12 protein-coding genes are annotated in these 14673 nt (G+C 58.7%); 4 read left to right on the plus strand and 8 right to left on the minus strand.

Annotated features, from left to right (window positions below; genetic code table 11):
- Positions 1 to 600, minus strand: coding sequence for a tetratricopeptide repeat protein (locus tag HDIA_RS25535; RefSeq protein WP_157775824.1), 600 nt, complete (start codon positions 598 to 600; stop codon positions 1 to 3).
- Positions 587 to 5179 carry an RHS repeat-associated core domain-containing protein gene (locus HDIA_RS24615; protein ID WP_099559162.1) on the minus strand — a complete coding sequence of 1531 codons (4593 nt, stop codon included), beginning with the start codon at positions 5177 to 5179 and terminating at the stop codon, positions 587 to 589. The genes HDIA_RS25535 and HDIA_RS24615 overlap by 14 nt, the downstream gene beginning before the upstream one ends.
- 490 nt (positions 5180 to 5669) lie before the next feature.
- Between HDIA_RS24615 and HDIA_RS25540 the strand changes: the two genes are divergently transcribed.
- Positions 5670 to 6683 carry a hypothetical protein gene (locus HDIA_RS25540; RefSeq protein ID WP_157775825.1) on the plus strand — a complete coding sequence of 338 codons (1014 nt, stop codon included), beginning with the start codon at positions 5670 to 5672 and terminating at the stop codon, positions 6681 to 6683.
- 155 nt (positions 6684 to 6838) lie between these two features.
- On the opposite strand, the gene HDIA_RS24625 is transcribed toward HDIA_RS25540, so the two are convergent.
- From HDIA_RS24625 to HDIA_RS25545, 3 genes are all read right to left on the minus strand, one after another.
- On the minus strand, positions 6839 to 7138 hold the full coding sequence (locus tag HDIA_RS24625) for a type II toxin-antitoxin system RelE/ParE family toxin (protein WP_099559164.1): 300 nt from the start codon (positions 7136 to 7138) through the stop codon (positions 6839 to 6841).
- On the minus strand, positions 7135 to 7398 hold the full coding sequence (locus HDIA_RS24630) for a type II toxin-antitoxin system ParD family antitoxin (protein ID WP_099559238.1): 264 nt from the start codon (positions 7396 to 7398) through the stop codon (positions 7135 to 7137). The genes HDIA_RS24625 and HDIA_RS24630 overlap by 4 nt, the downstream gene beginning before the upstream one ends.
- A 183-nt stretch (positions 7399 to 7581) precedes the next feature.
- A complete protein-coding gene (locus HDIA_RS25545; RefSeq protein ID WP_342748142.1) occupies positions 7582 to 7902 on the minus strand; it encodes a type IV secretory system conjugative DNA transfer family protein in 321 nt (106 codons plus the stop codon).
- A 273-nt stretch (positions 7903 to 8175) separates the two neighbouring features.
- Between HDIA_RS25545 and HDIA_RS24640 the strand changes: the two genes are divergently transcribed.
- The 3 genes from HDIA_RS24640 to HDIA_RS24650 all read left to right on the plus strand — a co-directional run bounded on the left by HDIA_RS24640 (position 8176) and on the right by HDIA_RS24650 (position 10993).
- Complete coding sequence (locus HDIA_RS24640) at positions 8176 to 8838, plus strand: helix-turn-helix transcriptional regulator (RefSeq protein ID WP_157775826.1); 663 nt, start codon at positions 8176 to 8178, stop codon at positions 8836 to 8838.
- 301 nt (positions 8839 to 9139) lie between these two features.
- The gene (locus HDIA_RS24645) at positions 9140 to 9469 is read left to right on the plus strand and encodes a transcriptional repressor TraM (protein ID WP_099559166.1); all 330 of its coding nucleotides are present in this window, start codon (positions 9140 to 9142) and stop codon (positions 9467 to 9469) included.
- A 160-nt stretch (positions 9470 to 9629) separates the two neighbouring features.
- Positions 9630 to 10993 (plus strand): IS3 family transposase gene (locus tag HDIA_RS24650; RefSeq protein ID WP_245884345.1). Its coding sequence is split into 2 segments (ribosomal slippage): positions 9630 to 9977 and positions 9980 to 10993, totalling 1362 coding nucleotides; the frame shifts between segments, so codons are not numbered across the junction.
- A 166-nt stretch (positions 10994 to 11159) separates the two neighbouring features.
- Here the strand turns inward: HDIA_RS24650 and HDIA_RS24655 are convergent.
- Genes HDIA_RS24655 through HDIA_RS24665 form a run of 3 tightly spaced genes read right to left on the minus strand, consistent with a single transcriptional unit; the run spans position 11160 to position 14646 of the window.
- The gene (locus HDIA_RS24655; protein ID WP_099559168.1) at positions 11160 to 12803 is read right to left on the minus strand and encodes an ABC transporter ATP-binding protein; all 1644 of its coding nucleotides are present in this window, start codon (positions 12801 to 12803) and stop codon (positions 11160 to 11162) included.
- Positions 12800 to 13726, minus strand: a complete 927-nt coding sequence (locus HDIA_RS24660) for an ABC transporter permease (RefSeq protein WP_425432974.1) — start codon at positions 13724 to 13726, stop codon at positions 12800 to 12802. The genes HDIA_RS24655 and HDIA_RS24660 overlap by 4 nt, the downstream gene beginning before the upstream one ends.
- Complete coding sequence (locus HDIA_RS24665) at positions 13726 to 14646, minus strand: ABC transporter permease (RefSeq protein WP_099559169.1); 921 nt, start codon at positions 14644 to 14646, stop codon at positions 13726 to 13728. Before HDIA_RS24665 ends, HDIA_RS24660 begins: the two co-directional genes overlap by 1 nt.
- Positions 14647 to 14673 lie beyond the last annotated feature (27 nt).

The raw sequence follows: 14673 nt of genomic DNA on the forward strand, positions 1-14673 counted from the left end.
TCACCACAGACGTCGGTCATTTCTATCCTTTGTTAGCGTTCTCAATCCTCTTAACAGGGCCGTAAAGTACATATATATACCCACCGGTATTTTCTTAAGTCCATACCTTCCTCGCGCGTATAGTAGTCCTAATTTAGTCGACGCCGTAGCGTTTCCTAGCTTTGACGCGCTAAGAAGTAATTTTTCTATTTCGCCTGAACGATCCCCTGACGGGTATAGCTCCTCATAAGTTCTTGCAAGCCAGTAATAGCAAGGAGGATCATTAATTTTTACGCCAATTTCCAGTATTTCTTTTGCTTCTTTTAAATAGTTCATTTTTAATAATAGTGTACCAAGGTGGTATATAGCATTAATTGATCCACCTTCGAATGCCAGTCGATACCATTTAGCCGCCTCTTGATAGTCTGTATTATCGCCTCGACGGTACGTATCACCGAGGTAATTAAGCGCCAAAATAGATCCAGAAGAAGCAAGATCCTTCAGTTCAGAGATGGCCTCATCTTTTGAATATCTTAATTTTTCATGCGCGTGGCGTAGCTTCGCCAAATCTGGCTCTTTTTGAAGAAGCTCATTGTGCGAGTAATATCTATTCTCGGTCATTTGGCTTTAGCCTTGATGGACTTCTGAATTTGTCGGGTAGAGGAGATTCTATAGGATATGGGTCTGGCTCGTTGCCAGCTGGCCCATCCGGATTACCGGTCAATAACCCAAGGGCGATGCCGCACGTCCGAATAATCTCGCGAAGTCGACGTTCTCCAGTCGGGTCATAAAAGTCGACTGGGTCATTTTCAACGTAGCGATATAGATTCGCATACGAATCGCCCAACATTCCGATTGGGTCGCGACTGATCCATCTTCCTGAAGCCGGATCATAGGCACGGTACCAAGTGAGATTCAGCCCGCTTTCCAGGCTGCCAAACATCCCAGCATAGCCGAAGTCGGCAAGCGGGGCGGTCGCCTGCAGCGGATTGCCGTAGGGATCGTAGGCGTAGGCGGGCGCGTTGGCCGTGTCGGCGAAGACACGGCGCACGGAGCTGATCTGGTCGATGCCGTAATAGTAGGTCGTGGGGCTCGTGCCCGGCAGGAACTCGCCCTCGTCCAGGTATTCCCGTGTCAGGGCGTAGGTGTCGTCCCGCGCCTGACAAAGGCGGTCGCCACACCAGACGAATTTGCGCGTCGTTGCGCTGCCTCCGCCCGCCGGCGTGCTGGTGATCTGCACGCGACGTCCGAGCCCGTCGTAAGCGAAGGCGGTCGCCTTGCCAGCCTCGGACGGATAGGTGATCCCAATCAGCCGGTTCTCGGCATCCCAACTGTAATTGCGCTGACCGTCGGACAAGAGATTGCCGTTGGCATCGTAGGTCAGGCTCTGGCCGGAGAGGTCCGTCAGCTGGTTGAGATTGTTGTAGGCCGCCGTCTGTGTGAGCGCGGCGGGAACAACGGGCGTGACGTCACTGGTCTCGGTGATGGAAGAGATTTCGTTTTCGGGAGTCGTCGTGAACGCGAAATTCGAATACTGGCCGGCGGTCAGGCCGGTGTTGCTGATCGAGGCGAGACGACGGTCGCCGGAATTGGGCAGATAGGTCCAGGCCGTCTGAAGAGTGGCACCGGAACCAACCAGCTGACGCAAGGCAAGCTGATTGGTCTCGCCCAGGTAGCTCAGCGCGAATTCCCCCAGATCGCTGATGTGGCCACTGAGGCGGCCGAGCGTGTCGTAGGCAAAGGTCTCCGTGCCGGCATCTGTCACCGAGCGTGAGGCGATCCGTCCGAGGGCGTCATAGGCATAGGTGATCTCGTGGGCGCATGCGGTGCCTCCTGTGGGGATGAAACACTCACCCGCGCGCTTCAGGGCGCCTTGAGAAAACGGTGGCACGTAGGTGTATTGCGTCGTGCCGGTCCCGTCGCTCATCGACGTGAGGAACGGGAAATAAGGGTCATAGGTGAAGGAGACGTCGGGGGTGGGATTGAGCGTGTCGACGTAGCTGATACTGGTCAGGCTGTCGTCGATTCCGTAGCCGAACTCCTTGATCTGCGAGAGCGCATCGGTGATGGATTTAAGTCGGCTGGTCGTTGTCTCGTAGGTGTGCACGACTGTCGAGGCATCCGCGTATTGCTTTGACGTCATGCGTCCCTGGACGTCATAGCTCCAGCTGGTCACATACCCCTTGGCATCGGTCAGACTGGTGACCTGGCCTCTCTCGCTATAGCCATAGGCGATCATGTTGCCGAGCGAATCGGTAATATCCGTCAGGCGGCGGTTTGCATCATAGGTGTAGAGCCACAGTCGGTCTTGCCGGTCCCGGTAGGATGCGAGATCGAGCTTGTCGTAGGTGAAGGCCTCGAATGTCCCGTCCGGATAGGTGATTTTGGTGAGGCGATCGGCGGCATCGTAGTCGTAAGCTGCGGTCCATCCCTCTGAATCGGTGTAGGTCGCAACCCGGGCAAAGGTGTCGTAGGTGTAGGTCGCGGCTGTTTGGCCATTCGCGTTGGTGACGGATGCAAGATTTGCATTGCTGTCGTAGTGGAACCTTGTTGTCTCCCCGAGGGCGTTGGTTCTGGAGGTCAGCTGGCCGGCGGCATTGTAGGTGAAGCCGGTTTTTTGGCCGGCCGCGTCGACATAGAACACCGGCAGGTGCTGGCCGTTGTAGCCGAACTGGGCAATCGTCGACTTGATACCGCGCTCGGTGATCTGGGTTATCGCTTGCAGGTCAATGTCGTTGGCATAGACGAAATTCGTTGTCCGGCCGGCAGGATCGATGACCTTGATTAAGTTGAAGTAACCGCTCGTATCATACGAGAACCGGCGAATCTGGGACGTGCCGTCGTCGAGCACGCGGCCAATGGCGCTCGGTTTGCTGTAGCTGCCGACAAACGAACTGGCTGTCTGGCCCGGGTAGGCATACCAAATCCGGTTTTCGAGCGGATATTTGACGCTCTCAATCGTGGTCGACTTGATCGTGTTGTCCGGCATGTGCAGGAAATGCCGGATGCGGCCTTTGGTATAGTCACAACCGCCCGTGTCCGTGCAGCCGGCTTCGACATACGCTGTCTTGTCCCAGTGAACGCTGTTTCGATAGACGAGATATTGATTTGTGGGTGCGATCGGCATGCCGACCGGCACGGTTTCGGGCGGATCGCTGTCCGGGATCGGCAGGGGTTCTACCCACTCCTCGCGCTCTTTGTAGCCGAGCGGATCGGTCACCTGAACAAAGCGCGGGGGAGCACTCGTCCCAGGTGGCGTAAAGGCGAATGTGGTCGTGCCATAGGCTGTCGTCATGTTGTTGACGAGTCCATTGGCGTCGTAGGTGAACGTCGAGGTCAGCCCGATTGTGTCAGTGATGGACGTCAGCCGGCCATAGGGGTCATAGGTCAGCGTTGCGTTGCGGCCGAAAGGGTCGGTGATCTGGGTGACCTTCAGAGGCTGGGAGGCCAGGCCGTAGGTGAATGTTGTCACACGGTTGGTGGCATCGGTCAGCGAAACCAATCGCTGCTGACTGTCGTAAGTCAGATGAACGGCGTTGCCTTGCGGATCAATGATGTCCGTCAGGAAGACATTGCGTGGATAGCTGGTGCTGCCATCCGACTGGGAGAAAATCTCCACGCCGCCGTTGCGCTGTTCGCGCCGGTACGTGACGGGCGATTCAGACGCAAGAACGAGAACCGAACCGTCGTCGTCCTGAGCCTTAAAAGCTCCTGTTGCGCTGTCGTATCCGTCGTAGTGATAGGTGCTGCCTCCGGACATGAAACGCGACACGGTGGCGCCGATGTTGGCCGGGTCATCGGTGACATAGCCGAGCCAGTTGATCGTCCATTTCTGGCCCACATTGATGTAGCTGAAATTCTGGGGTTGACCGTCCTCGCGCTGATTGTAGCTGAGCGTTGTCTGCACAGATGGACCGATCGGCGGGGCATAGCCCACGGGGGTATCGGACAGGAAGAGACTGACGCTGGATTCCTTGATGTTGTAGTCGCACATGCCCCCGCCGCCGGAGCAGTTGTTGGGGTCTGGCGGTGCGTCTGGACCATTGGAGCCATTGGGCCAGCTTGAACCGCCAGCGCCCAGCGGACCGGGTATATTGGGACTTGTCCCGTTCCCCTTTGACCCATTGGCCAATGGATCATTGGCATCGCCGGGGCGGGTTTTGTTGGTGACCCCCTTGCCTCGGATGGCGGCTGCGTCATCAAGCGAGACAGATTGCCAGGCGTGATCGCGAGGCTCGTCGGCTGGGATCAGGAAATATCCGCTCGCTTCCTGATCAAGGGCAGCGGGCGTAACCCAGATATCCGGCCCCTCAAGCACCGAGTCCTTGATGTGGAAGCGCCCGTTACTCGTTCCCACAATGGCCGCGAAATGGCCGACCTTCCAGTGGACAATCGCTGGCACGGGAACCGGCTCTCCCGGTGCACGGTGAATGAGCCGGTAGGCAAAATGCGCCTTGTCCGCAAGCCTTGCGACTTCTTGAAGGCTCGTGCCGTTTGATCCGGCGCGATACCATTGCAGAAAGCTGACGTCTTCGGCATCCGCGCCCAGTGACATCATCAGTGATCGTAGGGCAAGCGGCCCGCAGATGAAGAGATGGCCATCGCCGTTGGTCGCGACCCTGATCTGTTCGCTGGCAAGCTGCACGGCCTCCGTCGCGGAACCCGTGACTGCGCGGTCCCCGATGTCGGCAAGGAGGGCTTTCAGGGTGTCTGTGTGGCCGAGGTCGGCATAGAGGTTCGCAAGCTTGCCGACGGCGCCGTCGACAAGGGTCTTGGCCCTAGGATCAGCGGCGTCCCGTCCTTCCTGCCATGCGGTTTGCCAAGCCTTGATGGCCTGCGAGAAATAGCCCTCGTGCAGATAAGAGATGCCGAGATTGGTCCAGAGCGCGGCCGACCAGCCAGAGTGAGGATAGTGCGCCAGGAAGTCGGTGAGACTGCTGCGATCATCGTTTCTCTGGCGGTGCTCGTACGCGTCGAGCGCGCGAGCCAGCGCCTGATCCTCCTCGGGTGAGCTTGGGGCCGTGCGAACCAGTGGTTCGGCGAAATGGGCAGCCTGCACATGTTCGTCGACGGAAACGGTGAGGGCATCACTGTTTGCCCAGACCGGGTCGGAGGCAGCCAATCCGTTCGACAGAACGAGGCTGAGGATGATGGTGACGAGCCGACCGGCACGGGTCGCTGAAGACTTCACCGTATGCATTCACCTGCCTCCAGGAGGAAAAACGTCGCCGTTACGTAAGCATCGGGGGTTGAGCGGAGGGCCTCGTCAGGGCGTCCAGCGGAAACAACCAAGGACGCCGGTTCCCCAGGTCGGGGTAGACGGCGCTCCGGAGACCGAATTGGTCTGGGCTGTGCGATTTCCGTTGGCATCATAAGAGTACACGACGCACACGCTATTGTCGTAGAGAGCCGAGATCAGACGGCCGAGATCATCGTAAGTATATAAAACCTGAGACTGTGCCGAAGTTGCGCCAGAGGATAATGACAAAATTGCGACAAGTATCGACAATTTTGAGATAAGTTGAGCTAAACGCACGAACATCGCGGATCTCCGATCAACATCGACTGAAGACAAAATACTCTCATAAAATGTAGCATCGAGGTCGCCGTTAGGCTAGACGAATTCTCTCATAAGCTGTAAAAGAGGGTCCGCAAGCCTGTCATTGCCCGAGGGCTCCAGGGAGTTCGTAATGCGCAGAAATCATTTCCTTGCCCTTGCCGTCACATCCGCAGCTCTCGTTCTCGGAAATCTATCGATTGCAGAGGCGGCCTGTCCGGCGTTGCCCTATACGCTGTCGAATGGGCAGGTGGCTGACGCCAACCAGATCATGAGCAATTTCAATTCTCTGGTGAATTGCTACGCCACCGGGCCCGCCGGACCGACGAATTCCGTGCAGTATAACGCCGGCTCTGGCACCTTCGGCAGCACCGGACCTTTGACGGATGGTCAAGTGGTCATCGGCGCAACAGGCGGACCACCCCAAGCCGCCGGGTTGACGGCCGGCACCGGCATAACGATCACCAACGCACCGGGCAGTGTGACGATTGCGGCGGCCGGTGGTGGTGTTGCCGTCCAGCGCGAATTCGGCCCCTTCGCCCCGCCGACCGCGAGTTCGTTCACGTTCATCGACACCCCGTCGTCAGTCACGCCGACGATCACCGATGTCGCGAATGTGGGGCTTGTCTATTCGACGCCGGTCAACAGCTCTCTTGCGGTGTTTCCCGGCGCCTATCGGGCCGTGCCAACCAGTTCAACGTGGACGCTGACGGTTCGGGCCAAGTTCGGCATTCCCATGGGGACTTACCCAAGCTTCGGCATATACGTGAAGGATACAGGCGGGAAAATGGTTGGGATATGCATAGAGCATGGAACAACTTTATTCTTGCAAGCGAAAAGAATGAATTCATCATCTAGTTTTAATAGCACGCCATATGGATATGAAATAAAAGAGGTGCCATCATGGTTGCGCATTAATTACGATGGGACAAATTTGAACTATTCAGTTTCGTGGGACGGGCAAAACTGGTTTTTTTACTGGTCAGAAGGCAAGTCAACATTCTTGAATGGAGCGTTGAGTTTGGTTGGTGTCGGAAATTCCCCGAGAATTACAAACACAGCGTACTGGAAAGCGGGTTCAACGATGGGGGGCGTGGTCACCTATTGGGACATCGATGACGATCCGGCTTCAAGCAGGACGCCTTGACCCACCACCAGGAAGCCTCACCGACCGGTGCCGAATAACTTGCTCAAAGGCTATCAGGCCACTTCTGGGCGGCATGCATGACGGTCAGGATTGCAAGATCGGACTGCCGGACGCCGCGGACAATAACATGCCGCAGCGCCGGGAGTCGGGGTCGTTCAGTCCTCCGGGAACAAGATAGCTTCGTAATCCTGGGCGCTGTTGAGGATGTGCAGCACGTCAACCGCTTCGGCGCCAATTCGGTAGAAAATCAGATACTCGCCATAGGGACGGCGGCGCACGCCCTTTTGCTCGTAGCGAGGAACCAGAGGGTAGGCGCGGGGCATATCCGCCAGCCGATGACATCGATCGGCCAGTTCCTGGACGAAGGCCACAGCCCGTCGAGGATTATCCGCCGCGATGTAGTCGCCGATGCGTTCGAGGTCTGCTTCTGCCTCTTCGGTAATAACGACAATCACGCGCCGCGATCTTCCACCATTTTCTGGTACTTGGCGGTGAGGCGATCCGCCACTTCGCCGAGCGGTTTGACGCGTCCGGCGTCAGCATCCGCAAGGCCGCGACTGATTGCGGCGTCGAGTACGGCAAGCCGCTTTTCGCGCTCCTCGACCAAACGCACGCCTTCGCGCAGCACTTCGCTGCGGGAATTATAGCGCCCTGTCTTCACCAGATCGGTGACGTAGCTTTCCAGCTTGGGGCCGAGATTTGCGCTGCTTGCCATGTCCATACTCCTTGCCCTCTTATGGCATGGGATGATAATTGTTAGCAATATTTTACCTGACATGGGACAATGATCGAGACATGCGCTGGTTCCTTCTGTGTCCCAACTCTCAGTCCCATCTTCGCTCCTTGAGGGGCTGCGATGAGCCAGAAATCCCCCTCTATCCGTGAAGCCGAAATTATCTCATCGGCGCTGAACCCGGACAAATTGTTCCGAGCGTGTTCGTGACGACTCCGACATCTGCGATGTGCGGTTGATCTGGTCGACCTCCACGGTCGTGTTGCCGCATCGCCGCGAAATGCAGTTGGCGGTTTCAGGATCGTTGATCACCGCGAAACGCACCCTGGAGGCGCTCCTGAACCATTTCGATGTGGCGTCCGCCTCCCAAAGGTCTCGTGCATGTATCCGATCGACTGGAAGTGAAAGGGAGGCTAATTGCATACTAGCGACTGGCACTCCGCCTGGTCTCGAGAATCCACAGGTAGTCAGGCCGCACCACCTCATCGAAGAGAAGCAATGTCCGATCCTTGGTCTCGCCACTGCGCTTCTGCAAGCAGCTTTGTGAACCGACGCAATCGCCTAAGAAAATATGAATGCGATATTCATGAAATGTGATCAGACATCGCTGACATCAGCAACCATACAGGGTATGTCTGGCATCGTGGGGAAGGGGGCTGGAAAGCTTGTCCAGCGAGAAAGGCTAATTCTTTGGAACATTTCGCAAAATCCGACCTGTCATTGTTGCTCTCGGAAATTGCAGGCCTCACGGACCGATATATGATCGGTTCTCTGTTGCACAGAATAGCCGCCCGATATTCGCTGCAAGCGATGGCTTACATCGGCCTTGGAATGGCACCCTGTCAGGCGAATTCACCGCTTCTGGCCGCTGCCTACTCCTCCAGATGGATCAACCGCAACAGGGGGTGGCGATATATGGAAATAGAGCCGGCTCTGCGCTTTGCGTTCCAGCGGCTTCTGCCACTGGACTGGGAGGAAATCAGTATGCCCGGCGAGCTACTGAATGCGCTCAGGCGTGCGATGGGCGAGCATGACAAAGGCCAACGCGGCGTCACGGTCCCTGTCCACGGCTATCGCGGCGATCTTGGCCTCTTGTCACTCTCTTCTGAGGTCTCGATTGCGGATTGGAAGCGGTGGAAATTATGCCGTCTGTCCGATTTCCAGGTTCTTGCCGTTCATTTGCACGAACGGGTGCTCCGCCTTGAGGGACAAGCGACCGGGCTGAATTGCCTGTCACCCCGTGAAATGGAATGTCTGCAGTGGATCGCCGAGGGGAAAACCGCCTGGGAATGCGCCGCAATCTTAGGCCTATCTCAAAGCACCGTACGCCACTACTTGGAAAGCGCACGTCGTAAGCTGAGAGCCGTAAGTAATACTCATGCTGTGTCCATCGCCCATCGGACGGGGCTGATTTTCCTGTGAATTCGATGCGCCATGAATGCATCCGAGCAGATTTTGTGGAGCAGATGATGTGTGCAATAAAGCAACCTTGAGACTGTGCGTATTGCCATCGGGTATGGAAAGCCTCCTTTCGCGCTCCAGTGTTGATTGAACGCTTGCCATCGGATCTGGCCTGATGCCGGTGGACGTTGGTTGGTGTTTCGGCAGCCGGGACGCGTTGGTTCGTTGGGGCCAGCGATAGCGGTTTTCCCGTCCCACGGTCTGCGCACAGTCATTTTTCAAAGCGGTGCATCGAGACCGGAGCCTTTGGAACATCAATACCGTGCCAAACACGATCGATCTAGACTTCGATAAGGCGTCTTCTGAGCAGTCCATCGCCGCGATCATCGCGGCGATGGAGCCTCAAGAGATTGAGCAACTGGCTATCGACGTCATTATAGAGCAGCGACGCCGGCTCGAGATTACGCAAGGTCTCTACGAATGTCTCAATGCGGGCCACTCTCAGGAGCTGAGCGATATGGCTCGCCAGGAACTTCGGTACAAATACCACTTGGCGCTAATTCAAATGAAGGCGCATCATGCGTTGGTCGCAACTGTTCTTCATACGCTTGGCTATGTTCCGAAAGTTCCAGGGGATGACGCCACGCATTGATACTGTTTCCGAGGTTCAAATCTCTGACGCCTTCATTTTGGTTCCATAAGATATCTTACGCGAATTGTGTCATGTTGCCCCTCGTCAGCACCAATGGCACAGATTTGAGGTAGTGATTTAAGGAGGATCCGGGCTTCGTCGTAGTGACGAAGGAACGAAGATGAAGCCCAGATCCTCCAATGCAAAATCGCCGGCGAAGGCCCCTGCGGAGCAGGTGGTGAAGGATATCCGGCGGCAGACGCGGCGCCACTTCTCGGCCGAGGATAAGATACGTATCGTGCTCGAAGGTCTGCGCGGCGACGACAGCATTTCCGAGCTTTGCCGCAAGGAAGGCATTGCCCAGAGCCTGTATTACACCTGGTCGAAGGAGTTCATGGAGGCGGGCAAGCGCCGCCTGGCGGGCGACACCGCCCGTGCCGCGACCACCGGCGAGGTGCAGAACTTGCGCCGGGAGACGCGAGCCCTGAAGGAATGCGTTGCCGATCTGACGCTGGAAAATCGACTGCTCAAAAAAAGCATGATCGGGGATGGGGACGGCGAAGAATGAGGTATCCCGCATCCGAGAAGCTCGAAATCATTCGGATCGTCGTGCAGTCGCACCAGCCCGCCAAGCGCACGCTGGACCAACTCGGCATTGCCCGCCGGACGTTCTACCGCTGGTATGATCGCTACCTCGAAGGTGGGCCCGAAGCGCTGGAGGATCGGCCGTCAGCGCCGAACCGGGTATGGAACCGCATCGGCGAGGACATCCAGGACCAGATCGTCGAGATGGCGCTGGAGGCGACCGACCTCAGCCCCCGCGAACTGGCGGAGCGCTTCACCGACGAGAAGCGTTACTTCGTGTCGGAAGCCACGGTTTACCGGCTGCTCAAGGCCCACGATCTGATTACCAGTCCGGCCTATACAGTGATCAAGGCCGCCGATCAGTTCCACACCAAGACCACCCGGCCGAACGAGATGTGGCAGACCGATTTTACCTACTTTAAAATCATCGGGTGGGGCTGGATGTACCTGTCGACGGTGCTCGACGACTTCTCACACTACATCATCGCCTGGAAGCTGTGCACCACCATGCGTGCTGAGGACGTCGCCGACACGCTGGACATAGCACTTAAGGCCTCGGATTGCGACAGTGCCACGGTGCTGCACAAACCCAGGCTGCTCAGCGACAATGGGCCGAGCTACATTGCCGGCGAACTGGCGGAATACATCGAGGCCCGGAAGATGAGCCATGTGCGCGGCGCCCCGTGCCATCCCCAGACCCAGGGCAAGATCGAGCGCTGGCACCAGACTCTGAAAAACCGCATCCTGCTGGAGAACTACTTCCTGCCCGGCGACCTCGAAACCCAGATTGAGGCCTTCGTCGAACACTACAATCACCAGCGTTACCACGAGAGCCTGGCCAACGCGACACCCGCCGACGCCTACTTCGGCAGGGCGCCGACGATCATCAAGCAGCGTGAAAGGACCAAGCGACAGACCATCGAATATCGGCGCTTGCAGCACCGCAAGCTCGCCGCCTAACATCAAAACCAAGATGAGGCCCGCTCTTCCCTAATCTACGTCGCGATCTGAGCCACATGTTCTGACGACGGACAATGACAAGCCATTTGAGAACTACGACCTCGACTGGCCGAAGACCCCGAATGCCGACCTGCGGATGCTTCCAGTTTGTCACCGCTATCGAGAGTTATCCTTCGTCTGCTTCCGACCATTTCGGTCTTGGTGCAGCATCGAGGAGCTTGCGCGTATAGGCGTGCGCCGGATTGCCGAAGATCGTTTCCGTCGATCCGTCTTCGACAATGCGGCCCTTCTGCATCACGATGATCCTGTCGGCGAAGTGGCGTACGATCGGCAGATCATGGGTGATGAACAGATAGGACAGGCCGAGGCGGGACTTCAGGTCGGCGAGAAGATCGACGACCTGGATCTGAATGGAAACGTCGAGGGCCGAAACCGCCTCGTCGCACACGATGAGTTGCGGTTCGCTGGCAAGCGCCCGCGCGATAGCGATACGCTGCTGCTGACCGCCCGAAAACTGGTGCGGGTAGCGCGTGGTGTGATCCGCCTTCAGGCCGACGAGTTCGAGAAGCTCGACGACCCGGTCGCGCCAGTGTGTCCTCTCCAGCATGTCGCTGTGAATGCGCCATGGCTCTGAGATGATCCGCTCAACATCCATCCGCGGGTTCAGCGAACCGCTCGGGTCCTGGAACACCATCTGGACCTTTCGGCGCAGATCGAGCAGTGACTTGCCGGAAAGCCCAAAGATATCCCGGCCGTCGAAAAGAGCCTTGCCGGAGGTCGGGTCGTTCAGCCTCAGCAGGATGCGGGCGATCGTCGACTTGCCGGAGCCGGATTCCCCAACGATGCCGAGAGTCTCGCCGCGGGCAAGGTCGAAACTCACGTCGTCGAGCGCGCGCAGGCTGCGCTGCCCGCCGAACAGCCCCCCCGAGAGCCCATAGTCCTTGACGAGGTGCTCGACCTTGAGAAGGCATTCGCCTGTTGCCCGATCTGGCGCCGCCCGCGCCGCAGGCGGCGTATGAGCATGGGCGGCCATCAGACGCTTGGTGTAGTCGTGCAGGGGGCGGTTGAAGACGTCTTCCGCCCTGCCCTCTTCGACAATCCGGCCGCCCTTCATCACCATGATGCGATCGGCCATGGCCGCGGCGACGTCCAGGTCATGCGTGATCAGAACGAGGGCCATGTGTTTCTCGGCCTGCAGATTGCGCAGGAGGTCGAGAATCTGTGCCTGGACACTGAGGTCGAGCGCCGTCGTCGGCTCGTCGGCAATCAGCACCTCCGGATCGAGCGCGATAGCCATCGCGATCATGATGCGTTGGCGCTGCCCGCCCGAGAACTGATGCGGATACTGACCAATGCGGGTTTCAGGATCGGGAATGCCAACCCGCTTCAGAAGATCGAGTGACCGACGCCGGGCCTCGGCGCCCCGCGCGATACCGTGGACCTCAAAGACCTCGGCGATCTGCCGGCCGATACTCAGAACCGGATTGAGATGGGCCAATGGGTCTTGGAAAATCATCGCGATGCGACGACCGTTGATCTCGCGGCGGCCCCTCCTGTCGAGGCTGCGCAGATCGATGTCATGGAAGGCGATCCGGCCCGCGACAAGATCGCCTGGCGGACAGTCGACGAGGTCCATCACCGTTCGCGTGCTGACGCTTTTGCCCGAGCCGCTTTCACCAAGAATGACGAGGGTCTCGCCGCGGCAAACACGGAAGCCGACGTTTTCGACCGCCCGGACCGGCTCGTCGTCGGAAAGAAAGTCGACCGTCAGGCCGTCGACCTTGAGAATTTCGGCACCAGGCACGCTCATCGTGCGGTCCTCCGCAGCGATTGCAGCCGCCAGCGTTGCTGCGGGTCGGCGAGCGTGCGCGCCCAGCTCGACAGGAGATTGAGGGACAGCGTCGTCAGCATGATCGCCAGCCCGGGCCAGAAGGCGATCCACCAGGCGTTGCCGAGATAGCCCCTGCCCGTCGCTACCATCGCCCCCCAGGTGAAGTCGGGCGGCTGGATGCCGAGGCCAAGGAAGCTCAGAGCCGATTCCGCCAGGATGACGGTGGCGAAATCGATCGCTGCGATGGTCATCAGTGTCGGCACCACCAGAGGCGCGATATGGGTGAGCACGATCCGCGTGGGGCTCGCCCCCATGGACCGCGCCGCACTCACGAACATGCGCTCGCGCAGTTCCAGCACTTCCGCGCGCGTCGTGCGCAGATAGACCGGGATGCGCGTCAACGTGAGCACGATGACGAGATTGGCGATGCTCGGTCCAAGCGTGTAGAGCACGATCAGCGCCAGCAGCAGCGAGGGAAAGCTCATGATCACGTCGGCAAGACGCAAGATCAGGTGGCTGAACCAGCGCTCCGAATAGCCGGCAACAAGACCGAGCGCTCCGCCGACCAGCATCGAGGCTGCAACGGCCAAAGCCGCGATCCCGAGAGTGTATTGCGCTCCGACGATGAGGCGGGCAAGCAGCGAGCGACCCAGCGTATCGGCGCCGAGGACATAGAGCCAGCTCTGGCCGAGGTCGAACGGCGCCAGATTGCGTTGGCGCAGGCCAAGCTTCGTCGCCGCGTCGCCGATCAGCAGCGGTCCGGCGATGGCCGCGACCAGAAGGCAGAGCAGGTAGAGCGCGGAAAAGAGCGCCAGCTTGTCGCGCCAGAGATAGCGCCCGAGCCGGCAGAGCTTGCAGTCCGGGCGGCGTGATGGCTGGGCGTCGGTGAGAACCATGGTCATCAGGTCTGAAGCCGGATTCGGGGATCGAGCACCATGTAGAGAATGTCGATCGCGATGTTGAGAATGAAGATGGCGACGGCAGTGACGAGAATGGTCGATTGCACCACGGCGAAGTCGCGCTGGACGATCGCGTCGATCATCAGCTTGCCGATGCCCGGCCAGCCGAACACAGTCTCCACGACCACGGCGCCATTGACGAGACCGGTGGCAAGGTCGCCAGCCACCGTGACGACGGGCAGCAGCGAACAGCGAAGCGCGTGGCCGAAGATGATGCGCCGCTCGGGCACGCCCTTGGCGATCGCCGTCTTGATGTAGGGCGAGGCCAGCGCGCCCAGCATGGTGCCACGCACGACCTGGGTCAGGAGGCCGAAAGGGCGCAAGGTCAGCACCGTGACCGGCATGATCCAGTAGACGATCGAACCGGTGCCCGATGTCGGCAAGAGGTCAAGCGAGACCGAGAAGACCAGGATGCCGACGATGGCCATCCAGAAGTCGGGTGCACTGGCACCGGCCAGCGAGACAAGATTGACAAGGCGATCGAAGAATCCACCCGGGCGCGCGGCGGCCAGCGATCCGAACAGAAGCGCGAGAAGAATGGCCATCGACATCGCCACCACGGCAAGCGCCAGCGTGTGGGGGAAGGCTTCCAGCGCCACGGCCATCGCCGACCGGTTCTGCCGCAGGGACAGGCCGAAATCGAGATGGGCAAGATCGCCGAGGTAGCACAGGAACTGGATGACGACAGGACGATCGAGCCCATGGAGATGCGCGAACTCGGCCCGCTGGCCGGCACTCGCGTCGAGCGGCAGGTAGAGCCCCGATGGGTCCCCCGTCAGCCGGGACAGGAAGAAGACGAGCACGAGCAAGCCAAGCATCGAGGCCATGCTGTGCAGGGCCCGCTTGCCGAAAAAGCTCCACATGGCATCCCTCTTTCACAGTGAACGAAC

It is taken from the genome of Hartmannibacter diazotrophicus (assembly GCF_900231165.1).
Lineage (GTDB): Bacteria > Pseudomonadota > Alphaproteobacteria > Rhizobiales > Pleomorphomonadaceae > Hartmannibacter > Hartmannibacter diazotrophicus.